Origin of the sequence: Paenibacillus sp. FSL R7-0302 (assembly GCF_038006885.1) — a bacterium.
Taxonomy (GTDB): Bacteria; Bacillota; Bacilli; order Paenibacillales; family Paenibacillaceae; genus Paenibacillus_AQ.
Window position 1 is genome coordinate 2,876,015 of record NZ_JBBOWB010000001.1, and the last position, 25,439, is coordinate 2,901,453.

Below are 25,439 nucleotides of genomic sequence, written 5' to 3' on the forward strand. Positions count from 1 at the left end.
CCCTGTGATAGTCTCACCGTTAGTATAGACGACCAGAAAGGTAACATTGAATTAAGCGAAGCAACGAAAACCTATACTTATTCAATTTTTTCACTGAAATGCGCTTACATTCCACTCTGAAAGACGTATAATATTCTCTATGCGAAATGCTATTCCCCCTGGAATATAGATAACGGTTCATACCAAAGGAGACCTAGAGATGCTGGATTCAAACACAACCCGCCTAATTACCAAAGCGCTAAGCGCAAGCATTGCCAATAAGGAAATCGCCGGTGCGAACTTCATGGTGCTTCAGGATGGACAAGAAAGCTGGTATCACGAAGACGGCTATGCCGATATTGAAGCTGGACGCAAGATGTCCAGGGATTCGATCTTCCGGCTATACTCGATGACAAAGCCGGTTACCGCCGCAGCCGTTATGCTGCTCCTGGAGCGCGGGGAGATCGACCTGTTCGATCCGGTCAGCCAGTACATACCCGGATTCAAAAATCAGAAGGTAGAGAAGAACGGCGAGCTTGTGCCCGTGAGCCGGGAGGTTGATATTAATGACCTGCTGAACATGACCTCTGGTCTGGTCTACGGCGGAGAAGACCTGGCGGGTCAGTATACGGAGGCATTGTTCCGGGAACTCGACAGCCGTCTGCTGGGCGATAATCCGATGAGCACACAGGAATTCGCCAATCGGCTGGGCGAAGGCCCGCTGTCCTTCCAGCCGGGATCATCCTGGCAGTATGGCACCTCTGCGGATGTCCTCGGTGCATTAGTTGAAGTCGTCAGCGGCATGCGGTACGGCGAATTCCTGCAGCAGGAGATCTTCGGTCCGTTGCAAATGAAGGATACCGGCTTCTGGCTGCCCGAAGACAAGAGAGACCGGCTTGCCTGCGTCTACCAGGATGACGGCGAAGGCGGCTTGACCCGGTATTCGGCAAGTCACCTGGGCGTTAACCATCATATGGACCGGGAGGCAGCTTATGAAGCAGGCGGAGCCGGGCTGGTCTCGACCATTGAGGATGCCGCCAAATTCACCACCATGCTGATCAATCAGGGCAGCTTGAACGGAGTGGAGCTGCTGAAGCCCCGCACCGTTCAGTTTATGACCTCGGCCAGCTTGACCAGCTGGCAGCAGCAAGGCTTCAATCCGTGGCATTCGCTGCAAGGCTACAGCTATGGCAATCAGATGCGCATCCTGACCGATCCCGGTCAAGCCGGTGGGCTTGGCGGCCTGGGTGAATACGGCTGGGACGGCTGGCTGGGCGCTTATTTTGCCAATTGTCCGCTGGAACGTCTGACCATCCTGTTCATGATCCAGAAGAAGGATGCCGGTACCCTGCCCATTACGCGCAAGCTGCGGAATATCGTGTTAAGCGCATTTTAAGCACAACAAGTGGAAACGGCATTGCCGTCCTTTTAAAGGACGGTACCGTTTCAGCGAGAAATAGAAGGATAATTTATCGTGTGCAACCTATAAATTCTTATATTTCGCTAAGGGTCCAGTTCATATCCGGGTATCGGACAAGAACTGGACCCTTCTTCTGGCCTTTTATAGTAAATGAGCGGTCTGTCCCCCCCCCAGCCGCCACTCCTACCATTTGGCATTTGCCCTGTTGGCGGCAATCACTTCAAGGAAGCGGTCGGGATAATTCGTATGCACTCCGTCTACTCCCCAAGAATAGGCTTTATCCATATTAAGCTGGTAGTTCACCGTGTACGGGATGATCTTGAGCCCGGCTCTCTTCACCTGAGCTACATAAGCCGCGCTGATTCCCTGGAAATTCGGACTGATGCCTACGGCATAGGTCTTCACAGTATCGAGATAGGACTGAGTCACCCTCGTAGCCGCATAATCATTCCATACCAGCTGATATAGCGGAATATCCGGGTTGATCGCATGAAGCTCCCGCAGACTGGCTGCGCTGAAGGAGTGAACGGATACTCTTTTGGCGAGATCATATTTCAATATCGTTTCATTCAGGATCGCTTCTATCCCGAACTTCGGGGCAGGCTCCTTGATCTCGATCACATAGTTCATGTCCTTGCCGAACCTCTCGAATACTTCTGCAAGCGTGGGGACGGTAAGCCCAATATAGAGATCTCTGGCGAACATCGGGTAGTCCTGATTGAACCAGGTGCCTGCATCGAGCTGCTTGATCTGCTCCAGGGTCATATTCTTCACGAAGCCCTTGCCGCTCGTAGTACGGTTAACCGTCTCGTCATGAATCACAACCGGAATCAGGTCTTTGGTCAGATGGATATCGAGCTCAATCGAGTCGGCATTCATCTCACGCGCCAGCTCGAAGGCCGGTATCGTGTTCTCAGGAGCATAACCGGACGCGCCGCGGTGGGCAATCGTATAGACTTTGTCTGCCGGTTCGATGATCTCCTTCACCTTCACCCGGATGACCGGAGAGTACGCATATAGTGTGGAGAACAAGGATATACACAATACAATATGCACTCCGATAAAATAACCCTTATGTCTGAAGATCCTCATCATGCCGTTGTCCCCATTTGTGTGTGATTATATCCGGGCTTCGCCCGTCAGATTTCCAAAGTTGCTGTAACAGGATAATGATCCGAAGGGTATTTCCGGTCGAAGCTGTCGGTTACTGTCCGAGTCTTCAGTACTTTCACCTGCTTGTCCGTAAAAATATAATCGATCTCCATCAGCTCATCCCATGGAATATCGTAGCGAAAATCGGTGAATGTACCCCAAGGGCCATAATGTGCCTCAGCCGCCCTGCGGGTATCAGTCAGCTGCGCTGTAATCTCCCGGTAGCATCGTTCGTCCGGTATGGCATTGAAATCCCCTGTCAGTACAATCGGAAGATCCCCGCCCTGATTACGAATCCAGTCCAGAATCATCAGCGCACCGCGGTATCTGGCTTCCTCGCTGATATGGTCCAGATGGGTATTCACAAAGTGAATCCGGTTCCCGTTTCTTGTGTCCTGCAGCCTCACCCAGGTGCAGATCCGGTTGTACGCTGAGTCCCAGGACTTGGAAGGAACTTCCGGCGTTTCCGACAGCCAGAAGGTGCCTCCGTCTTCTTTGGTGAATACCGACTTGTTATAAAAAACCGGGCAGTGCTCACTATCAGGATCATGATCACGGCTGATGCCTTCCACCTCATAATCCTCAAGTGACGCCAGGTATTTCAGCTGATTGCCCCGCGCCTCCTGCAGTCCGAAGACGTCCCAGCGGTAATGCCTGATCAGGCGCAGCATATGCTCCTTGCGTAACGCCCAGCGGTTCTCTCCGTCTGCCGGATTGTCAAGGCGGATATTAAAGGAAGCCACTTCGTAAGTAGTCATTGATATTCTCTCCCCTTTGGAATGTAAACGTTTTTAATGATCTCTGGTTACATATTTAAGGTTATAAGTTTATACCTTGATGAAGAACGCGTCAACCGGCAGGAGCGCACCACACGGGCCTGCAGCCATATCCGTTTGTTAAAGAATCCGGTTAAGCGGAAAAAGGCCTTACCCTGCGGATAGCAAATACCTCCGCAGGATAAGCCCCGAGACTGGCTCAGATCCTATTAAACGCTACTCCCGCATACTATCCAGTTCAGCAGATATCCGGTTTCTGGCGGCATTCACCACGCTAAAATCCATCGCGGCAATATAAATTTCCTTTAATTCATCCCGGTGCACCTTGGCCTCTGCCAGTGCAGCTATCGCCGTTTTCATTGTGGCTTTATATTGTGCGCTTACTTCCTCTAGCGGCCCGGCGAGGCGTTCATCTGTTCCCGGTGCAACAATGGCTTCATACGTATCGATGATTACGTCTCCTTCCCGCTCCGGGTCATATTCATGCGGGCTGGTGCTGTCAAAGATGGCAAAACCAAGCTCACGCACAATGACCATATCCAGACTGTGGGGATCAAATCCGCAATGATAGATTTCCGTATCAAAGCCCCTCTTCTCCGCTTCGGCGGCGATTTTGCGGAGTATCGTTGATTTGCCTGTTCCGGCCCGGCCTTTGAGGAAGAAGCGTCTGGACAGCCCTTCGGTCAGATTAGGGACAAAATCAACTGCTCCTGCAGGCGTTGCTGCGCCCAGAAACCGGTGCTTGACGTCAGCGCTTCTCTGAAGATGAGCTTCACCAAACAGCTGTTCCAGCATCAGGGCCGTTAATTGATCCGCCTTACCGAAGTCCATATGCCCGAAGTAAATCTTTTCCCATTCGTCATGAATGCTCAGGGCCTCCGCAAATCTGCTGTACGCCGCCGCATAGGCACCAGCAACCTTCTGATTGATCTCCTTAATGCTCTCCCTTTGGCTGGTAAGTGCTGCCGAGTCCCACGCTTCGCCCAGGTTCACGTATTCTCGCGCCGCTCCGGGAGCCTTGAGTTCGATCACATGGGGCGCAGTCCCGTCAACAATGCCCGCGCCAAGCGCCGGAATAATCACCCCGTCAATGGAATCCTTATCGGATGAACAATGGATCAGCTCAATATCGTATCCCCGCTCCGCCCATTCCGTACCGATTGCTCTCATCAGGGAGGATTTCCCGGTACCGGGACCGCCTTTCAGTATGAATATCCGCCGGAGCCCTTGAAGATTCGATTCGAACAAACTGTAGAAGCCGAGAGCCGTATTGCCGTCTGCAAAATATCTTAAAATCTTCGCAGCCATACACCCACTTCCTTTCCCGTTGTCGCCTGGTAGGCTTATAACCATACAATATGCGTGAGGTATTTGTAAGGTGCCTGGCGCGGGAATTACGTCCAGTCCACGTGAAAGCGGCATCCCCATCATCAAATGACAGAAATGCCGCTTATTCTATATTTTACTCCCCTTATATTCCCATGAACCGCTCCACACCCGCCGGGTCCATGACCACCATCTGCTTGTTGCCGATCAGCTTGATCAGACCGGAGTCCTCGAATCGGGAGAACTTCCGGCTGATGGTCTCGCGGGTCACTCCGACATAACTGGCCAGCTCTTCGCGGGACAGCGGGAGGTCGATATGTACGCGTCCGCCGCGCGGCTTGCCGTATTTCTCGCTCAGCTCCATGATCATATACGCGATCCGGATTTCCGGGTCTTTGGTCGCCAGACTCTGCGCCAGATTCTCGGTGTGGGCGAGCCGTTTGGTTAAGCTTTTGAGCAAGCGCAGGGAGATGTCAGGATTCTCGGTCATTAACTGCTCCATATCGCTGCGGGTCAGCAGGCAGATATTGGTGTCTTTCAGCGCATACGCACTGAAGTTGCTAAGCTCGTCGCTGTTGAAGATACTGAGTTCCCCGAAGAAATCCCCGTTCGTCAGGATATGCAGAATCTGCTCCTTTCCTTCGGGCGTAATCTTGGATAACTTCACATGTCCCTGCTGAATAATGTACAGCGTATCGGACGGCGCGCCTTCGAGAATTAGCGGCTGGCCCTTGGTGAATTTGCGGTGCTTAATCATCGCGCTGATCCGGGTAAGATCCTCATCAGTCAGCGCGGCAAAAATCGGTACCTTGCGTGTACAAGGTTCTGCGGCGTGCTGGCAGGAATGCTCTTTCATACCGTTCCCCCTGTAATGTGAAATGTGAAGCCTTAATCCACTAATGAGCAATTGTGTTCTTTTCCTCAACGGGTACGAAATGGCTGGTGTCCTCACCGCAGACCGGACAGACCCAATCTTCCGGCAGATCCTCGAACGCTGTTCCGGCAGCTACATCCTCATCGGGATCGCCTACCGCCGGGTTGTAGATGTAGCCGCAAGGGGTACAGATATACTTTTTCATCATACTCATCTCCTATATTCTTAGTAGTTAATCAGTTCAGAACAGACTGCGTTTCCGCTATAATGTCTTCGATGCTCTTGCCGTCAGCACTCCCGCTCAGCCGGACGCCCTGCTCAACAGCCGCCTTGTAAGCCAGCGAAGCCGCAGCGCCCTGCCAGGACAACACCCCGACAATGACATGATCCTTCACAAAAATCCGTGTATACGCCCCGTTCTCTTCACCGCATACCGACTCATCGCAATTCCGCTCATCGGTGTTGCCGATGGAGAACAACGACACCCCGAACGCATTGAACAAGGTCACCGGAACCACTCTGCGGTATACACTCCGGGCTTCGGCCATATTGCTCCCTGCAATCCTGCCCTGTTCCATCGCTCCGCCCCACAGGCCTTCCACCAGCCCGCCGAACTCGGCAACGTCACCCGCTGCATAGATATCCGGAGCACTCGTCTGCAGATATTCATCCACAATAATGCCGCTGCGGACCTCAATCTTCGAGCCGTCAACCAGAGCAGTATTCGGAACAATCCCAATGGAGTAGACCACATGGTCACACGGGAAGCTCGTGCCGTCATTCAGCGTAACCCCAGTGACAACCTCTGTCCCCTCTATGGAAGCCACACCCGCTTGAAGAATCACCTTCACCCCGGATTGTTCAAGGGTTTCTTGCAGATGCTTGGAAGAGTAGCTGTCGAGCTGTCTGCCCATCAGGGCAGGTGCGTATTCAACCACAGTTACCGTATACCCTGCTTCGTGAAGCGCCCAAGCGGTCTCAATCCCCTGCACCCCTCCGCCGATGACGGTTACGCGGCTGCCTTCCTTAAGACTGTCCTTCAGCCGGTCTGCGTCAGCCAGCTCCCGGATGCTGTGTACGTTGGCAAGTCCGGCACCCTGGATGGTTAATGCACGGTTCTTCGCCCCCATGCAGAGCAGCAGCTTATGGTATTCCACACACTGGCCGCTCTCTGTCTCTACCGTCTGGCGCTCCGGGTGGATGGACACGATGCGGGTGGACGAATGCACAGTAATGCGGTTATCGCGGTACCATTTCTCCTTCTTGATCAGAACCTTCTCGCTATGCAGATCGGTGAACAGGCCCTTGGTCAGCTTGATCCGGTTGTACGGCAGGCCGCTCTCTTCCCCGAGGATGGAGATTTCCGAGTCCGTGTCCTGATCGCGGATCGCTTTGGCGGCATGGACGGCGGTTACACCGCCGCCAACAATTACATAATGCTTCGTCATGTTCGCTTCCTCCTCCCTAGATTGAACTGAGCAGCAGATCCGAGACAAATTCGGTTGCATGCTTAATCTTCTGGACCTTCTCAGGCTCTCTTGGAGAGAATCTCACCCGGACGGGGAACTCCACATGGGTCATGCCGGTGGTTTTGATCACCTCAGAGGTGCTCTGTACAATCATGTTCGTTCCGTTCAGGTAATCCTGAATCACCTCGATCGCTTCTCCGCTCCAGCCGTAGGAGCCAAACGCCGTGGCAAGCTTACCTTCCAGGTTCATCTCCTGCATGCCCTTCAGCACTTCCTCCAGGTTCCCGATCATGTCTGCATACTTCGTGGAGCTGCCGATGAAGACGGCGTCTGCCGATTCGATGCTGTGGAGGATGTCTGCGGTGCTGCTTTTATCTGCGTTCCAGACTTCGGTCTCAATATTGTTCTCCTTCAGGCAATTCTCAATGATCGCGGCCATCTTTTTCGTGCTGTTCTTGATGGTGGTGTAGACAATGACAGCCTTCTTGCCCTGGGTAGTCTCCCGGCTCATGGTGGCATACAGCCCGATGAACTTAGGAATGTCCTCGCGGATCAGGAATCCGTGGGAGGGTGCAATCATGCGGATCTCCAGATCCTTCACCGCTTCCAGCAGCGTTCTTACATATCTTCTGTGCGGATGGATAATGGCTGCATAATAGCCTTTGTAATCTTCAGTGATATCGAAGCCTGCTTCATCGCTGAACAATTCATTGACTGCTACATGTGTACTGAAAATATCGCAAGGGAACAGGATCTTGTCTTCCACACAGTACGTAATCATCGTCTCTGCGGTGTGGAGGTACGGCGTTTCTTTGAACAGCAGGGTTTTGCCGCCGATATCCAGGGTGTCTCCGTCCTTCACCACCAGGAAGTTGCGGCTGTGCAGCTTATACATCTCCTGCAGCTCCGGCACAGCGATCTCGGTGCAGACAATCGTAGCATTCAGAGCCTGTGCCGCCAGTGCCGCCAGTCCGCCGGAGTGGTCAGGCTCGGTATGGTTAATAACGATGTAATGAATATCCATAAGATCAATCATTCCGGCGAGACACTCGGCATATTCGCGGCCGAATTCCATATCCACAGTATCGATTACGGTCGGCTTGCCGGTTTTGAGGAGATAGGAATTATAAGTGGTTCCTTTGGCGAGAATCAGGCGGTGGAACGGAACTTGACGGTCGTCTATTTTGCCTACCCAGTGGATGTCTTCAGCGATTTGTCTGGTTTGTGTACTCATTAGTGTTAGCCTCCAATATTTGATTGATAATCCTTATCAGCAACCTCATTCTATTACGCCAGCCGCTGCAAAAGGAGGATTCAAATCAAATTTCGGAAGTTTGTGAAACCTTTCATTAGGTATACTCTTAATGTAGCCTAATTCATAGAAGATGTGGTGCGTGTGGTCACAGACGGGGGTGGAAATCTAATTTAAGTGGATTTAAGCAACTGCTATCTAGTTCGTACTTGTAGGTTTTCGTATATTTTCAAGTTCAATTTAAATAGTGTTTGCCTGACAAGGTTGGCACATCAAGTACCTTATCTCCATCGCTATCAAAAAAAGCCGATCTCTATAAGATCAGCCTTTTCTGGCAACAAAGGTTATACAATCAGAGGTCAGCTTGACGGGCTGCCCGTTTCTGTTAATCTCAAACGCTAAGGATTTCACGGTCAGCTGCTCTGTCTCCCATCCGCCAAACTGCCGATTCAACAGTTCGGTCATACTTTCAGTAGACAGATTCAATTCAAACATAGGATCAAGCTCATGCTCATTCTCTAGCACCACTTCACGGATATTGGATGCGATTATAATACAGTTCGCCCCGCCTGCTCTTGTCCCGGCATTCATTTCACTCAGTTTCTGCTCCAGTACCTGTGCCGAGCTCAGGTGTTCCAGTGAGGATACAGCGATGATCACATCATAATCATTTGGCTCAATAGAGAAGTGCTCGATATCAGATAAAATGGGTACAATGTAAGGCTCGACACCGAATTGCTGACTGTAACTCTTCAGCTTCGCTATGGCTGATTCCAGCAGGTCTACACATACAACTGTTCCGTTCCTATGCTTAATCGATTCGGCGATCGGAATGCTGTTCCGGCCAACTCCAGCTCCCAGATCCAGTACATTTATGTATTCTTGATCCTTATATTGATTGATAAGATTAATGACTGTAGTAACGGGTCTATGCAGCCAGGAGCCTGGCTCAAATAGCTTGCTGCTATCATAACATTGATCATGATATATCTTCTCTTCGGATCTGATCCTGGTTAACCTGTCCATTTGTCCGCCCCCAAACTTCAAATGCTCCGTCCGAGAAGATTCCAAGGAGCGCAGCCGAGAGAATTGTAACATATCTCTGTAAACTTAGTCAGCAGCAAATCACATCACAACCCTTCATCACCTAGATAGAACAGGTAATAGCATAAAACAAGAGCAGCCCCACATGGGAACTGCTCCTGTCCTTGTTAATATTAATTCGCATCAAATTACACTGAATGTCTTATGTTACTTGGCAGGCGCGGGAACACTTTCAGCAGGAGCCGGAGCCGGCACTAGCTCCGGAAGCGCCTCTGCGATGGCCTCTTCCTGGGCAGGGACCGGCGCAGGGGCAAGCCCGGAATCCGATTGGGCTGCGCTTGCTTTCGGTACTGTTACTGGAGCACTTTCCTCAGGGGCTGCTACAAGCTCAGGCAGCGGCTGGGCAATTATTTCTGCTTGAGCAGATCCTGGAGACTGCTCAGCGGGAACCGTTACAGAATCAGCTGATTCAGCTGGCCCAGCAACAAGTTGTCCTGCTTTATACTCCTGGGCGGGGATGGTGCTGCTCTCGGCAGGCTGGGTTCCAGAACCTTTGGCTGGCTCGGTTATTTTACTTTCAGGCACTGTAGAAGCCGCAATTTCGGAAGCGGCATTATCAGAAGAAGTATACTCCGAGTCGGCGACTACTTGCGGTGTCATCTTGGAGGCCAATGCCGCCGTAGAGGTGCCGATCCCTGCAATTAACAGGGCTGCGGTAACCGATAGGAAGAGGGTCTGTCTGTTTAGTTTTTTGACGTTAAGCATATGGGTTAATCTCCTTTGTAATTGTTTGCCGTCACCGGATAATAAGGCGTAGAAAGCTCCGGGTTGACTGGTGGGCCCTGCCATGACATTCAGAATTGTCCCGCCGTAACGTTTGCGGTCGGCATGAGACATCTCTTGCACCACTTCCTGGTCACAGGTCAGCTCGCTCCAGGTATGAAGCTCATGACGAACGGTGTGAACTAGCGGGTTGTACCAATGTAATGTACGGACTGCAAGCAGTGCAGCCTTGATCCACAGATCCTTCCGCTTCAGATGAACCAATTCATGGCGCAGGACCATCTCCATATCCAGATTGGGATGACTCTGTATAGGCAAATAGATCGACGGTCTCCATAGACCGGCCAGAAAAGGACTGCGTGCGACAGAACTGTACGCGAGCTTCACGCTACATGTGAGGCCAAGCTCCTCCTTGATGCTCTTTAGCATGCTGGCTGGCTCACTATTCTCCGGTACCATGGTACGGTTACGCTTAAGTACTCTGGTAAACCTGCGGTACGCATATCCTTGCCAGGCGGCAAAAATGATGGCTCCCGCTGCCCAGATCCCTAACAGGATATATGCGGCACTTTCGGAAAGGGCTAGAGCAGGCTGCAGAGATTCCGCTACATACCCGGTTAGCCCCCCACTTTGGGGATTCTGTACACTTGTGGCTACGCGCGGTGCGCTTAGGTGTTGGGATAACCACGGCAGGATCAGAGCTATAGGGATCAAATAAAAGACTAAGGACAGCTTAATGAGTCCGTAACGCCATCGGGCCGGGAAATGTCCGGGGGAGAACCTCCCCAGTGCCTGAATGCTGAGTGTAACTACGCTTCCGGCAACGGTTAGCGGGATTAGAATATCGAGTAAGGTCTTCATCGTCATCACCTACTTTTCCGAGAACCAGTGCTTCAGCTCATCAATATCCTGGTCCGACAGCTTGTCGCCATCGTACATGGCTGAGATCAGATTCTTGACAGAGCCCTGATACAGCCCGTCCAGGACATGCTGAGTCTCGACCAGCTTATACTCTTCAGGCGAAATCACCGGGGTATATTTGTTTAACCGGCCATGCCTGGTGGCAGTCAGAAACCCTTTATCCACTAACCGTGACAGAAAGGTGGAGATCGTCTGCGCCTTCCAGTCACGTCCCTTGTGCGCAAACTGGTTCAGCAGCTCCGTTGAAGTTACTGGCGGCGTACTCGCCCAAATGGCTTCCATTAGCTCTAATTCTGTATCCGATAGCTTGTGAATCTTGCTCACCGTGAACACCTCTTCATTTCGTTATGCGTCCATAACATTATTACTACACTACGTAGTAGTTATAATCTACTACATAATGTAGTGGTTAGTCAAATGTATAGCTGCCATCCGTCTAGAGCTTATCAAATTGAACTGAAGCAGTAAAAGACCGCCGGGAAATCCCGGCAGCCTCCACTAGAATGAAATCACAATCCCATGATTCTGTATATTACCGCTGCAGCCTCTTCACGCGTGGTCAAACCCTGCGGTTTATAAGTACCGTCACCATAACCATTGATGATACCGGTCTGCCGCAGATAGTTAACCGGCTCCAGAGCGTACGCTCCGATTTGCTTGTGATCCGTAAAGGCTGCGGCAGGGCCAGAAGTCTCCGGCTGCGGTCCGTTCAGACGCATAGCGCGGAACAGCATAACAGCGATCTCCTGGCGGGTAACCGGCTCCATTGCACCGAAGAAGCTCTCACTGCGCCCATTAACAACACCTGCGGCCTGAGCCGTCATAACTGCTTGGTAATACCATGCCCCTGGAGTGACATCCTTGAAAATCCCTTGATTATTCCCGCCTTGAAGCTCCAGAGCGGACACCAGCAGCTGAATGAATTCTGCCCTGGTGATTTGCCGGTCAGGTTCATATTTGCCCTCTCCTGTACCGCGAACCAGGTCACGGGCAGCCAATGCCTCCAGAATGATGGAGTTACTTGAATCCGTATCGGAGAAGTGAACATCTGCATTTGCAGTGCCATAGAGGCCAAAGTTCTGTGTTGTAAACGTAACGCTGCCTGCTCCTGATACATATTTAGAATGCTTAACCACTTCGGTTTGCCCTCCACCAGTAATGGAATAGGCGATAGCTTGATGCTGCGCTTCTCCCGGCTTCAAGTTGTGTGCAATGGATACCTTCATGGATGCAGAGCGACTTAACCTTTCAATTTGCTGTCCGTCCACGGCCAGAGAGATCCGGTGCATGGAATATGTTGTCCATTTCTTAATCATGGCCGCAGGCTGCTGTGAAGCATCTGCAATATGAACGGAAAGCTCCAGCTGCCGGGAATCCTCCGGAATACTATCCATCAGAGAAGCCACGGGAATCGTTAGGGTCACTCCGCCAGCTTGTACTGTAAGCGAGGTTACATGATCCTTGAGCTCTTTAACCGGTAGTTGAAAAGCACTTCCTTTGAACATAGCATTCTCCGCTGCCAGCTTAAGCACCAGTGCTCCGCTCTGCACACCATCCATGGCTTGCCGGATCTCTCCGTCCCGAAGCTGTGCGTGACTGATTCCATCAGCTCCCGGTTCAGCTTGTACCTGAAGGAGTCCCGGTGAATGAGTAATGATCTCACCACCTACTGTGCCGGGAGTACCTTCACTGCCGCCACTGTTATTATTGTTATTATTGTTGCCGTTATTGCTGCCGGGCGTAGGTTCAGGCGTATCCGTCCCCGCGTTATCACCGCTCCGAACCACATGTACAGTGTAAGTCTTGGAAGTAGCTCCATCGGCAGCAGTAACTTTGACATCAATCCTGTTGTCTCCTACCTTAAGCCCGCTCCCGCCTGTTACTGTCACTGTCGCCCCGGCATGAGCAGGTGTCCCTGTTACAATCACCTCAGTCTTGGAAAAAGGAAGGTTGATGGTGTAATCCAGTTTATCCTGCCCGAACCCTGAAATATCTGTACCGTCAATACTCAACCGGCTCAAAGCGGCATTGCTGCTCAGCTCCGGCTCTTCGCCCTTGCCGGTATTCATCAGCTGAAAGGTGCGGAAGAGAGTCGGGTCCTTCACACCGCCAATGCCTGAGCCCCATTCGATATAACCCTTGCGGCCTGCTCCGTCATTGTCATTGACCAGCATCGAGAAGCTTAAGACTTCACCCGCCGCTGGCCGGACGGGGCTCACTTCGCTCCAGGGCAGTGCCAGGGCATATGAGGTTACCTTATTCTGCTCATCTCTGGTCACCTTGAGCGTTCCTGTGGTCAACACTCCGGTGGCTGCCCCCTTCATGGACAACCAGCGGTAAATTTGCGGCCCCTCCGGCGTCTGAGAGATCCCATATTCATACCAGGACTGGCTGTCTCCCGGCACACCGGGAGCAAGGCTGAACTGGATGCTGTCATTCTGCCAGATATTAATCCCGGAAGCCTTATGAGTGAATACATCATCACGGATATCGGCTGTCAAATATAACTGATCTTTATCCCAGCGCAGCTGCGCAGTTCCACTGATATCATCAACACCATTGTAACCCGTCAGTAGAGGCGTTCCGTCCGCAAGATCAATCAGCGCCGGACTGCTTGTATCCGACTGATTCGGCATCCGGTTAATATCTATATTCCGCTTAATGTGGACATCCTCGTAACCCTCCAGATCAACCGTCAGCTCCAGCGGATACTTAACGCCTTCAGCGAATCCCGGCAGTGGAATGGAATAAGGGAATTTGTTGCCCGGTGCGATCCCGGACAACTGCGATTCGCTGCCGCTAATCTGATCTTTGCCTTCACCTACAGTCCAGGTAATCTTCTTAATGACCAGAGGATCTGCGGTGGAACTATTCGTGAATTGAAGCTGAAGCGATAGATCACCGCTGCTTCCATCCTTAATATGCGGTACAATCTTCAGGCCTTCATAATACAGCCGCAGATCATCTACTGGTGCTTCAGGCAGCGTTGCCGGATCAAGTCCGGGACCGTTATATGCTCCGATATTCGGCGGAGCATCCGCTGATACGGCATTGCCCCAGTAATCCAGTCCGCCATTGTCTGCAATAACAGCTCCCGCTCCGAGTGCAGGCGAGTTGTCTCTCAGCTTGTAGCCGTCCACCGTATTCCAGCCGGTGCCGCCGCTGCCTTGGGCAACAAGCAGCGGATTCGCTGTGATGGAATTAGCGTTCTCCGGCTCGCTTGCAGGGTGATTGCCATACAGCAGATTATGATCGAAGGTGCCATTCACTCCCGGCAGATTATACCCTCCCTGTCCAAGGTTGTAGACCAGATTATTCTTGAAGGAATAGGGAGCGTTGATATTGCCGCCGTCATCCCATTCATGGTCGATAATTCTGGTGTTCTGCCCTGCTCCGATATAGATCGTATTATTATAGATTTGTGTATCCGGCGTAACCCCGCCTGCGAAGTTAAAGGTATGCGTCAGATCATTTTGGCTGATATTGTAGCGTACCACATTATTAGAGGAGCCTGTCAGCACCCCCGGAGTCAAGCGCGCATCAACGAAAAGCATGAATCCGCCTTTGTTGCCATGGCTGTAATTGTATTGAACCACACTGTCTATGGTATCAATATCCAGATTGAAGCCCTGCCCGTCGCCCTCCGGCTTGTTCGTATTGAAGGACTCATTGAACTGTACAACGTTATTCCGGCCCCGGGTCGGCCAGATCGCGGCGGAGCCGTTAAATTCACCCTCCTCGGAATAGTTCCCCCCCTCCTCTGCAATGTTATGTTCAATCAATCCCCCATTCACACCAAAGGTAAGAATGCCGTCGCTGTCCGCCTGCTTGACATAATTCCCGCGGATGGTGACATTGACCGTAGCATAGTCCGTTCCGTTGAACCGCTGATCCCATACCACAATCCCGGTACGACCGATCCGTTCCACCGTGTTGCCTTCGATCCATACTCCGTCGAACTTGTCTGTACCCGTTGTTCCTCCTACATATACGGAGATGCCACCGAATGCATGTGGGCCACCTTCAGCCCCGGATACGGTAGGATAGCGGAAGCTGCTGGATACATCATGCACATAGTTATCCTTAATGTGTATATTTCTTAAGATTCCTCCATTGGCGTTCTCTACCATAATACCTTCACGGTAGACCGTTCCCCTCTCGGAGGCATAGTTGGTAACCTCCAGATCCCGGATCATCCAATTCGAGGCATTGCGTAAATACACGGCCCCGCCAGCCATACCTCCGCCATTAATAACCGGCTTGCTTCCGGTGCCATATGCACCGATAGTGATCAATTTCTCGTCCGTTCCGCTGCCTTTGGGATATAATTGTTCGTTCCAGATGCCGCCCTTCTTCAGCAAGATCCGGTCACCGGCCTCAAAGGTAGTCTGATTGACCACGCTAAATGTCTTCCACGCCGTCTCCGGTGTTCGCCCGTCATTACTGTCGCTGCCTGTAAGGGCATCGACGTAATAATCCCCGTCTCCGCCACTGCTACCGCCGCCTCCCTGCGTTCTATTGGATAAGGAGACCGAGCCTAGCTGCATTTGCCAGGGGGCGGAATCACCGCTTAGTTCGATTTTCAGATAATGAATACCAGGTGGAATAACCTCTGCAGGCGTATAATTGCTCCCTGTCCAAGCTCCATCACCCGTGGACTGGGGAGCATCTTGAACAGCGGGCAGCTCCGCCCAGGCCGAGGCATCCGCCGAACCGTAGAACCTGATGCTTCCGCTGGAGCCGGCAAAGGAATGCAGGCGGGCTTTGAAGGACTGCAGGTTATGCAGATGGTATACGATAAATTCAGCGGATTCTGCCGTTCTTACCGCCCGGGAAGCATCTCCGCCAAAATAATCGGGATTGCTTGTATCCATGGTCCAGTTATCGCTGTATGCAGAGAGCTGTGAGACATCGTCCAGCTCATCGTTCACCGTTAGCGGAGCTATGGATACATTGGAGAGCTTAAGGCTTCCGAGCTGCGTCATCCAGGTATCGAGATCGCCGCTGACTTCAATCTTCAGGTAATTTACACTATCCGGCAATGCACCTGATGGTGTATACATGGTTCCGTACCAGCCCGAGGCGGTCGCTGCCGGACTGTCATTGACGGCCGGAAGCTCCGTCCAGTCTGCCGCATCCGCTGATCCATAGAACTTCACTACGGCGGTTGAGCCGGAGAAATAATACGTTTGAAGCGAGAACGACTGGACGCCTGTCATCTGATAGACTGCATATCCGGTATCGGTGGAGGTTCTGACCATCCTGTCAGCATCTCCGCTGAAAAACTGAGGATTGCTGCTGTCAATCACCCAATTCTCCGAGCGCAACTCGCCTGCCGGAAGGGTCGAGAACTCATTGGTCACCGTCTCTTCGGTATGGGCAGAAACGCCCATTGCGGGGAGCATCGCCGTGCAGATCATCACCAGCGCAAGTATGGTTATTGTCAGTTTTTTCAACATTATTGCGTTATTCCTCCTCGAATTGTTATTGAATCGCCTGCCGTGCCAGATCCTCAGCCATCTGGTTATTCCATTCCACAACGGCTTCGGACCGCTTGTGATCCACAAGAGCTCGGAACTTCTGCTGTGCCAGCTCCTGTGCAATCCGATCCTTGACTTGATCGAGCGGCAGAGCTTCCGGGTCAGCTTCGGACAGGCAGTACAGGAGGTGGACAGCCCCATTCTCCACAATCAAGCTGCTCATCTGTCCCTGTGCAAGCTGTTCCGCAGCAAGTAATACCAACGGATTCTCCAGAGCTGCTGTCCGCCGTGAGGTGCTGGTAACTGTTAGCTCGCGGGTATATACTCCCAACTCTTCTGCCTGTTCACGGAGAGTTGTTCCAGTAAGCTCTGTTCCGGTAGATTCCCTTCCCGCTGTTACTGCTGCCTGGAGCTCTTTCATTCTGTCCATGGCCCCGCTCTGATCTTTGTATTCTGATTCCGGTCCGTAAGGCAGCGTCACCCATTCCACACGGGTAGTTCCCTGTCTGGAATATTTCGCGGCCAAATTGGCTTCGTATTCCAGCCTCTCCTGTTCAGCAGTGATGACGATAGAGCCATTGCGGCGCATCGCATCAATCGTTGCATCCTCAAGATTGCTCATGTAATAGCTGTAGTAAGCCTGTCCATCCAGATGCTTAGGACCATACACCACCTCCTTGTTCACTGCCGCCTGACTCCGCCGTATATTCTCGCGCTCCATTCCAATCAGGAATGCCTCAAAGCTGATGTCTGATATCACTCCAGCTTCCTCTGCAAGCTGCAGCTCTGCTTGCTTGGTCAATAGCTGAGTCTGAGCGTCCCTGATCCATCGTTGCAACGGAATCTCGCCGGAATAATCGGTCAACCAGAAGTCCTCAGAATAACCGGCATTATAAGTCTGCATGAAGTAATCGGCAGTAAGCGCCCGGTTCAGCTGAAGATGCCAGTTGAACTCCGCGGTTGAAGTCTCCTGACCATTGACGATAAGAAGCGGAGGTGCTTCCCCGGGCGTATTCATGCTCATTGCCCCAATCATTATCAGACTTCCGGCGGTCAATGCAGCCAGCATAGCGGCAAGCGTTTTCCATTTGGAATGAAACCTTTGAGCCATTGTTAATCTCTCCTCTCCGCATTAATGTTAAGCGCTTTCAACACCGACTGCCTCGCCTGGTTCTTATAGCGGGGCAGGCCCCGGATACATACTGAAGCTTAAGACTCCGCCTCTCATAATCTCGTTATGAGGCAAGGAGTGATCCTCCCACGGCGTATTGTTCCAGTGAACCGATGCACTATATATATTGGAGGGGCTATTATTCTCCGCTTCAATGACCCATTGCCGCCCATTTTCTAGCTTGATCGTAACCTTGTCAAACAGAGGGCTGCCGAGTACATACTCAGGAATTCCGGGACTTAGCGGATACAGGCCGAGGGCACTCCAAATATACCAGGCCCCCATGCTGCCGTTATCCTCATCGCCGGGCAACCCGTCCATCCTGCTGCTGAACAGTCCGGCCATGGTTTTGCGGACCCAGTACTGTGTTTTGGGCAGTGCTCCGAGTCTGGAGAATAGATAAGGGATATGAAAGCTGGGCTGATTGCTGATGGCAAATTGCCCGAGTCCGGCCGAAGCCATCTCCGACATTTCATGAATTTCCTGTCCATAGGAGCCTACTTTGAATACCGGTTCTTCAGCCATTAGCTGGTCCAGCTTGCGGACGAATGCCTGCTCTCCTCCCATCAGTCCGGCCAGCCCCGGGAAGTCATGGGGGACCGCCCAGCTCCCCTGCCAGGCACCGCCTTCACAGAAGGGATCGCCCCATTGCAGCGGATCAAAGGCCTCTTGCCAGGTGCCGTCCTCGTTACGGCCTCTCATGAATCCGACTTCCGGATCAAATAACCGCTTGTAATTCTGCGCACGGCTCATGAAGCGCTCATAGTCGTCCATCTTGCCAAGTGTCCTGGCAATCTGGGCAATACAGAAATCCCCGTATACATAATCCAGTGTATTGCTCACACTTTCATGGAACCGGTCATGCGGCAGATAGCCATGCTGCAAATATAATTCAAGTCCGCGTCTGCCCAGTCTCTCATCCGCAGCCGGATGGTCCGCGTGCTTCAGCAGGCCCGCATATAGCAGCTCCGCATTGAAGCCTCCGATTCCCTTGACGATGGCATCCGCAGCTGCCGCATCAATCAGTGTCCCAGGCATCGCACTGCGTTCACCCGGAGACAGCCACTTCGGCAGCCAGCCGTTCTCTTCATAAGCCAGCGTCCACGCCTGCATAATCTCGCCCAGTAGAGTTGGGAACAGAACGCTGTACAGCGGGAGGCTCGTACGGTATACATCCCACAGACCGATATCTGAATACATTGGACCTTGGCAAATGCCGCCGTTAAATGGGCTGTAATGGATCTGTTCGCTCTGCTCGTTATATTCATGCCATGTTCTGGGGAACAGGCAGACCCTGTACATGCAGCTGTAAAAGGTGCGGAGATTCTCTTCATCTGTGCTTTCAACAGTAATCCGGCTGAGCCGTTCTTCCCAGCTTGCCTCTGCTGTGCTTAAGATCTCCCCGAAGCTGCGCTCACCGGTCTCCCGTTCCAGATTCAGCAGAGCCTGCTCCCCGCTGATGAAGGAGGTGCCGCACTTAACCCCTGCAATGCCGGATGCTGGCAGGGCTAATCCTGCATAGGCACCGAGCCGTTCTCCGGTTCCCTCATACGTCCCTAACTGCTGATAATCTCCATTGAAGATGCCCGACTCCTCCATGATCAGGTCTGTATCGAACTGGAAGACGAAATACATGGCGAAGTTATCGGGTACCCCGGCGGTATGGCCTCTGGTATAGCCGGTAATTCTGCGCATCTCCGGCTGGAAGACAAAATGTGACTCCCCCTTCAGGGGCGCTATAATCAGCCTGTTCTGGTGCGGCTCATCATAAGTTATTCTCAGCGCCGCACAGCGCTCGGTCGGTGTCAACTCCAGCCGGGTCCGGTAACGCTGCAAGGAAACGCTTAAATAATGGGGGGCTACCTGCATCTCCTCCGGTTTGAAGGAGGAGGAGCGTGCGCCGGGGCTGAGCAGCAGCGGCCCTGTCTGCGGCAGCAGTGTCAGATGTCCGTAGTCCCCGATCCAGGGACTGGGCTGATGGGTCAGTCGGATACCCTCCAGGTGGCGGTGGCGGGGATGGAAGAACCAGGTGCCGCCCGCTTCATGGGTTTGCGGACACCAGGCTGCCATACCGAACGGCATCGCTGTAAGCGGCAGCGTGTTGCCGTTGGAATACCGGAAATCCGATTCTGTTCCCTGCATGGGATTAACATAATCTACTAACTTCACACCAATACACTCCCTTCGGCCGGATCTCACCGGCCGGCTCTATAATATCCGGTAATACGCTCTGCCGTCTTAAGCTAAGCGGAATACCTGAACATCCCCGGCCTGTATCCGTACACTCAGACGGGTTGTTGAAGGCTCCTTCTGATCCGCCGGCCGAATATCGGCGTGTCCGCCGGTAAACCAGGGTTCGGCTGAGGTATACACAGCACACAGCTTAATTTCAGTCGCGATGTCCTCTTTCCCTTCATTATGCACATATAGAAACGCACCCCGGTCTGTTCCTTCACCTTCGCCCCATTCAGACAGATCGGCACGGACTTTACCGCTGGCCTGCACATAAGTCTCCAGCTTCAGCTCCTGCTGCAGTAGCTCCCGTACCAGTTGAAGCGTACCGGGATGTTTATCCTTCCAATAGGCAGCTGCAAGCAAGGTGCCTAACCATACAGCCCGTCCGCTGCCGTAATCAGCACAGGTTAAGGCAGGCATGAGGTCTTCGGTAAATTGGGCCAGTACCTTCACATGTCCTTCCAACTCAATATCTGATTTGTAGTAGGAACCATGAGCCAGACCGCCTGCGGCAGGCTCCTCTTCCCCGCTATGCCCCATCACATTCCGCAGCGGGATCGCCGTCCGGGATTCGAAGGCCACCTGATGATAGCTGTGATCCAGATTCTCGGCGGAGTGAATCCAGGTCTCGCGGACGCCGAACACTTGATCGAATCCATATCCCGGAACGTTATAGCTGTGACAGCCATTCTCTGCCTGAAGAGCACCGAAGGAGCATTCCGAGATCAGAATCCCGCCGTTCTCGACCCACCCACGCAGGATGGCGCACAATTTGCGGTTCAGGTAGAGCGGATAAGGCATCCACAGGCAGCGGTATGGCTTCAGAGACTCCTCTGTAATATCAGACTCATGCAGGAACTCTACTTTATAATTAAGCTCATGCAGCAGCTTATGGGCGCCTTGTATGGAGTCGTTGTAGGTATCCAGATGATCATGCGCTGCGAAGTTGGCAATCTGATTCTCCGGGCTGAACAGAATGGCAATCCCGTCCCCGCGGCGTTTGGCCAGCATCAGCTCCCGCTTATTGCTCTGTACCAGCTTGTTAAGCTGTGCCATGTCCCTGTACCAGGGCGCTGCGCTGCCGTCCAGATAGACACTGCCCCAGGCCGGGGCTTCCTGACCCAATATCTCAGGCCTGTATTGCCAAAATAGATATCCGGTGATGCCGCGGGCAAGCGGGGTCAGAATATGCCGTTTCATCTCCAGAAGATCCGGCTGGCGCGGCTTCATCGCTGTATTGCCCGGCAGCGCGTGAATTTCCGAGTTAATAATCGGTTTGCCTTTGGCCGCCGAGATCAGCAGATCAGCCGACCACGCCGAAGACCCCAGGCTGTTGCCTGTCAGATCACAGGGCTCTGCCAGCTTGAAATCATCCGAACCAGCCGTAATCATATTGAAGATTGGCGCAGGTACCGTATGGGCCATAACCGGATGCTGCACATCCAGCGACTTCACTATTTGTACCCGGCTCCGCAGCTCCTCTGTCAGGGTGTCCGACATGAACAGCCGCCAGTCTACCAGATCGTTGAAGATGCCCTGGCCCCGCGGTGCCTCCACTTCCTCCCAGCCCCCGTAAGTCCGCTGCCACGATTCGTTGAGCGCTTCCAGAGAACCATATTTGTGGATCAGCCATTCATGAAATGCGGGCAGCGAATGCCTGCAATAACAGACCTGGTTGTCAAAAGACAGCTTACGCTTAATCCCCGTAGTCAGCTCCGGCTCATTCCACAAATCCCAGACCCAGAGCGCCGGATGATCCTTGAAGGCCTTGACGGTCTCCTCCAGAAAGCGTGCCTTCTCCGCAGCGGCTGGCGCATGATGATAGCAAGGTCCGGGTGCTCCGCCAATCTGGCGGCAGTTAATCGCTCTTGGCTCCAGAATGGAACCGTCGGCCGTGACCATTTTGGAATCCGGATATTTTCTATAGAACCAGGCCGGAGCTACATCGAAAATCACATTCAAAATGACCTTGAGCCCATTCCGGTGAGCTATATCCATCAGCTCCTGAATATCATCGAACACGAATGTCCCTTCCCTGGAGACACTGGAGCGCCACTGGACCCAATACTTCACACAATTGAACCCCTGCCCGGCAATATTGCCGAGGTCTTGCTCCCATTGATCCCGGAAGGGGGTTGGGGAACGGTAATATTGAAACCCGAATGGAATAAATGGATCTTGCATGAAGAAACTCCTCCTACAGCGTTCAATTTCGATGATCTTCCACTTATAAAAGCGCTTACTGCTTATTCACGCTTAAAGTCTATCACAGTGTATTTTACGAAAGTTAGGATAGAATCCTATGAAACGGTTTGCGAACCTGTTTAAATGGAACCAGTCGCCGCTATACGGACGTTAATAGGCAGAACCGTGGGGGTAAGATGCTGCGATATCGTTTGTGATCCTGACCACCTGATTATTTACTGCTCCTCTAAAAGACAATTCACGTTTATAATGACTGTAAGACACAGAAAACTACTACGGGGTGAAGCTAATGTTGAAAGCGCTTGTAGTCGATGACGAATACCTGGTACGCATGGGCATCACACAAACTATTGATTGGGCAGAATACGGCGTTGAGATCATTGGAGAAGCCAGCAATGGCGAAGAAGGCCTGGCGCTCGCCCTGCAGCACCGTCCGGATGTGATTATCACCGATATCCGCATGCCGTTCATGAATGGTCTGGAGCTTATAGAGAAAATCCGCGAACAGGACATGCTGGTGGGCATTGTCGTTCTTAGCGGTTATGATGAATTTCAATATGCGCAGGCAGCTCTGCGTTATGGCGCTTCCACCTATTTACTGAAGCCCATCAATATAGAAGAACTCGCTGATACGGTTCGCTGTGTCGGAAATGAAATTCTGGAGAAGAAGCTGCATTCCAAGCGGTACTCACAGCTGAACGGGGAAATCGCTTCGATCTCCAAGCAATTCTGGCAGGATCTGCTGCACGGGCAATTGCATGATGAGGAATTTGTAGCCGGTAAGTTAAAGCTGTTGAATCTTCAGCTCGAACCCGGAGAGGCTATCCTTCCTCTATCTCTCGCCTTCCCTCCTGACAATGGCCTAGAGAGCAGTGCGGAGGGAACGAGAGCATTGGAGGATGCCGCAGCAGTCTTGATGGAAGCGCATTCTTTGGAGCAGCTCTGCCTCTTCCGGGACAGCCATCTGGAGTGGGTTATGGTACTTCGGACCAGAGAGTTAGTACATGCCATTGACTATGCCCGCAGCTTGGGCAAACAGCTGTCCGAATGGAGCCAGCAGCACTTCGGGCAGCCGCTCAGTATAGGTATAGGCAAGCCTACAGAAGATTGGTACAGGATCGCAGACTCATACCGGCAGGCTGTTCTTGCCGCACAGCGGGCTTTGACAGGTGTTGAACGTGTGCTGTATGCCGGGGAAGAAGCCGGAGCGCGCTGCCGGCGTGAAATCAGGGAAGCACTCGCTTTTATCCGTGAGCATTATGCCGGGAATATTACCGTTGAGCGGGTCGCTTCGGCGGTATTCGTGAGTCCGACCCATCTGATGCATCTGTTCCGCAAGGATCTGAATAAGACCTTCTACGAGTGTCTGACGGAATACCGCATCGAGGAAGCCAAGCGTATGCTGCGTAATCCGATGTACCGGGTCTATGAGGTGGGTAATCAGGTCGGCTTTACCGATTCCAAGTATTTCAGTCAGATCTTCAAGAAAATGACCGGTATCCCGCCAAGTGAATATGCGAAAACCTATGGTTAAGCTACATTTGGAGAAATGGATGAATTCCCGGCTGCGGCGGTTCAAGATCAAGGGCCGGATTGTGATTGTATTGTTAGCGGGCCTGTCTCTGCATCTGGTGCTGATGCTGGTTATTTTCAATTTCTACTCCTATACCTATCTGCAAAAAGACTTGTACCGTCATGTCGTTCAGACGCAGCGCCAGATTGGACTGAGCGTGGAGCTGATGGCTGATGACATCCAGATGCTGTTCCTGCGGTTTCTGGTGAACAGTGACATCTATCAGATCATCAATAATGACCACCTCCCGGCTGCAGACAAGGAATCGCGAATCGGAGCCATTATTGACGATATGCTGGCCGATAACTTCTTGGCAGGCAATGTTATCATCCAGACCAATGACAATGTACTCTATTCTTATCAGACCAAGCAGCAGATGCTGGAGGTTCCTGAAGCCCTGTTCATCAAGCGTATTCAAGAGAGCAGTATGCCTGTGGTTGGTGAGATCAAACGGGATGGCGAAGGCAATGCCTACATTCCCTTCGGACAGCAGTTCCGCAACTTCAATACGGGGCAGAATATCGGTGTCGTGATTATTTATGTCAGAGAGTCCGCCTTGGCGGCACTGTATTCCTCCAGCTTCACAGGCATCGGCTACTCCTTCCTGACGTCCGGCAACCGGATTATTTCCCACCCTGACAAACGGCTTCTGGGCAATTTCCTGGAGGAGAGCGCACCGCTTCGTCCGGGTAAGGAAGAAGGCTACCGCACTTGGTCGGAGAATGGCAACACTTATATCATTGCGACCTATCCGCTGAATCCCCGGCTGGAGTCCCTTGGGGTTAGCTGGGAATTCACCAGCGTGATCTCCAGCCACAAGCTGTTCGCGGGAATCGTCAAGGGCAACCGCAATGCGCTCCTGTTCGCCAGCGTAACCTTCATCGTGCTGCTCCTGCTGTCCTTCTATCTGGCAGCGCAAATTACCCGTCCGCTGCTGAAATTGAAGAAGAAGCTGGGGCTCTTCGGCAAAAAAGATCTGGCCGCTGTCTATGACCAACGGGGACAAGTAGATGAGATTAGCCAACTGGAGAACAGCTATTACCAAATGGTGGAACGGATCAGCCAACTGATGCTGGAAAAGGATGAGGAGAAGGAAAAGCAGCGCAAGGCCGAACTAACTGCGCTGCAATCGCAGATTAACCCCCATTTCCTATACAACACCTTGGATGCGATTGCCTGGATTGCCCGGCTGAAGAAGCAGCCGGACATTGAGCGGCTGATTTCCTCATTGGCCACTTTTTTTCGGATCAGCCTGCATAAAGGGGACAAGTTCGTCACGGTCGAAGAGGAAATCCGTCTGGTGCAGAGCTTCGTGACGGTCGAACAAATGCGGTTCCCGGATAAGTTCGGAGTGGAATATGAGATTGATGAATCCTTGCAAGGCGTCCGCATATTGAAGCTGATTCTCCAGCCTATTGCAGAGAATGCGATCAAACATGGCATCAGCGAGAAGCGCGGCGCAGGCCGAATCTGGATTAAGGGGGAGCTTCGGGGGGAAGAGATCCGGTTCACCGTGACGGATGACGGAGTCGGATTCGCAAATGGGGCAACACTCAGCCAGGCCAAAGAGGATGTGCTGTTCCAGAGCGGCTACGGTCTGCGTAATGTGGACGAACGCATTAAGCTGGAATATGGTCCCCAATATGGGCTTAGTATCTCCAGCACTCCCGGGCAAGGCACCACCGTGACCATCAGCTTGAAGAAGGAATTGTCCAGATGAGATCAGGGCAGTGTGTTTAAGCAGGATCAACATCCACCCAAGCGCGCTTAAGTTGAATC

17 protein-coding genes are annotated in these 25,439 nt (G+C 52.3%); 3 read left to right on the plus strand and 14 right to left on the minus strand.

Going from position 1 to position 25,439, the window contains the following annotated elements; genetic code table 11:
- Positions 1-199 precede the first annotated feature (199 nt).
- Positions 200-1,375, plus strand: a complete 1,176-nt coding sequence (locus tag MKY96_RS12570) for a serine hydrolase domain-containing protein (RefSeq protein WP_340940778.1) — start codon at positions 200-202, stop codon at positions 1,373-1,375.
- A gap of 207 nt (positions 1,376-1,582) precedes the next feature.
- Here the strand turns inward: MKY96_RS12570 and MKY96_RS12575 are convergent, their stop codons facing one another.
- The 14 genes from MKY96_RS12575 to MKY96_RS12640 form a co-directional block, all read right to left on the minus strand.
- Positions 1,583-2,494, minus strand: coding sequence for a glycerophosphodiester phosphodiesterase family protein (locus MKY96_RS12575; RefSeq protein ID WP_340940779.1), 912 nt, complete (start codon positions 2,492-2,494; stop codon positions 1,583-1,585).
- A 44-nt stretch (positions 2,495-2,538) separates the two neighbouring features.
- Entirely contained in the window at positions 2,539-3,309 is a 771-nt protein-coding gene (locus MKY96_RS12580) for an endonuclease/exonuclease/phosphatase family protein (protein ID WP_340940780.1), read from the minus strand.
- A gap of 234 nt (positions 3,310-3,543) precedes the next feature.
- Positions 3,544-4,635 (minus strand): PRK06851 family protein, encoded by a 1,092-nt coding sequence (locus MKY96_RS12585; RefSeq protein WP_340940781.1) that lies wholly within the window; start codon positions 4,633-4,635, stop codon positions 3,544-3,546.
- A gap of 163 nt (positions 4,636-4,798) precedes the next feature.
- A complete protein-coding gene (locus tag MKY96_RS12590; protein ID WP_340940782.1) occupies positions 4,799-5,509 on the minus strand; it encodes a Crp/Fnr family transcriptional regulator in 711 nt (236 codons plus the stop codon).
- A 40-nt stretch (positions 5,510-5,549) separates the two neighbouring features.
- Positions 5,550-5,732 (minus strand): rubredoxin, encoded by a 183-nt coding sequence (gene rd, locus MKY96_RS12595; protein ID WP_076075525.1) that lies wholly within the window; start codon positions 5,730-5,732, stop codon positions 5,550-5,552.
- A gap of 31 nt (positions 5,733-5,763) precedes the next feature.
- Complete coding sequence (locus MKY96_RS12600) at positions 5,764-6,975, minus strand: NAD(P)/FAD-dependent oxidoreductase (protein ID WP_340940784.1); 1,212 nt, start codon at positions 6,973-6,975, stop codon at positions 5,764-5,766.
- Positions 6,976-6,991: 16 nt separating this feature from the next.
- Entirely contained in the window at positions 6,992-8,230 is a 1,239-nt protein-coding gene (locus tag MKY96_RS12605) for an FprA family A-type flavoprotein (RefSeq protein WP_340940786.1), read from the minus strand.
- 339 nt (positions 8,231-8,569) lie between these two features.
- Complete coding sequence (locus MKY96_RS12610) at positions 8,570-9,274, minus strand: class I SAM-dependent methyltransferase (RefSeq protein WP_340940788.1); 705 nt, start codon at positions 9,272-9,274, stop codon at positions 8,570-8,572.
- A gap of 225 nt (positions 9,275-9,499) precedes the next feature.
- Positions 9,500-10,942, minus strand: coding sequence for a M56 family metallopeptidase (locus MKY96_RS12615; protein ID WP_340944545.1), 1,443 nt, complete (start codon positions 10,940-10,942; stop codon positions 9,500-9,502).
- Between the two features lie 3 nt (positions 10,943-10,945).
- Positions 10,946-11,320, minus strand: coding sequence for a BlaI/MecI/CopY family transcriptional regulator (locus MKY96_RS12620; RefSeq protein ID WP_340940789.1), 375 nt, complete (start codon positions 11,318-11,320; stop codon positions 10,946-10,948).
- Between the two features lie 185 nt (positions 11,321-11,505).
- The gene (locus tag MKY96_RS12625; protein ID WP_340940790.1) at positions 11,506-16,455 is read right to left on the minus strand and encodes an S-layer homology domain-containing protein; all 4,950 of its coding nucleotides are present in this window, start codon (positions 16,453-16,455) and stop codon (positions 11,506-11,508) included.
- 25 nt (positions 16,456-16,480) lie between these two features.
- Positions 16,481-17,587: a peptidylprolyl isomerase gene (locus MKY96_RS12630; protein ID WP_340940791.1), complete on the minus strand. Its 1,107-nt coding sequence runs from the start codon at positions 17,585-17,587 to the stop codon at positions 16,481-16,483.
- A 63-nt stretch (positions 17,588-17,650) separates the two neighbouring features.
- Positions 17,651-19,816 (minus strand): GH92 family glycosyl hydrolase, encoded by a 2,166-nt coding sequence (locus MKY96_RS12635; protein ID WP_340940793.1) that lies wholly within the window; start codon positions 19,814-19,816, stop codon positions 17,651-17,653.
- Between the two features lie 69 nt (positions 19,817-19,885).
- Positions 19,886-22,066, minus strand: coding sequence for a beta-galactosidase (locus MKY96_RS12640; protein WP_340940794.1), 2,181 nt, complete (start codon positions 22,064-22,066; stop codon positions 19,886-19,888).
- 310 nt (positions 22,067-22,376) lie between these two features.
- Here MKY96_RS12640 and MKY96_RS12645 point away from each other — a divergent pair, with 310 nt between their 5' ends.
- Positions 22,377-23,621: a response regulator gene (locus MKY96_RS12645; RefSeq protein ID WP_340940795.1), complete on the plus strand. Its 1,245-nt coding sequence runs from the start codon at positions 22,377-22,379 to the stop codon at positions 23,619-23,621.
- The gene (locus MKY96_RS12650) at positions 23,614-25,380 is read left to right on the plus strand and encodes a cache domain-containing sensor histidine kinase (RefSeq protein WP_340940797.1); all 1,767 of its coding nucleotides are present in this window, start codon (positions 23,614-23,616) and stop codon (positions 25,378-25,380) included. Before MKY96_RS12645 ends, MKY96_RS12650 begins: the two co-directional genes overlap by 8 nt.
- Positions 25,381-25,439 lie beyond the last annotated feature (59 nt).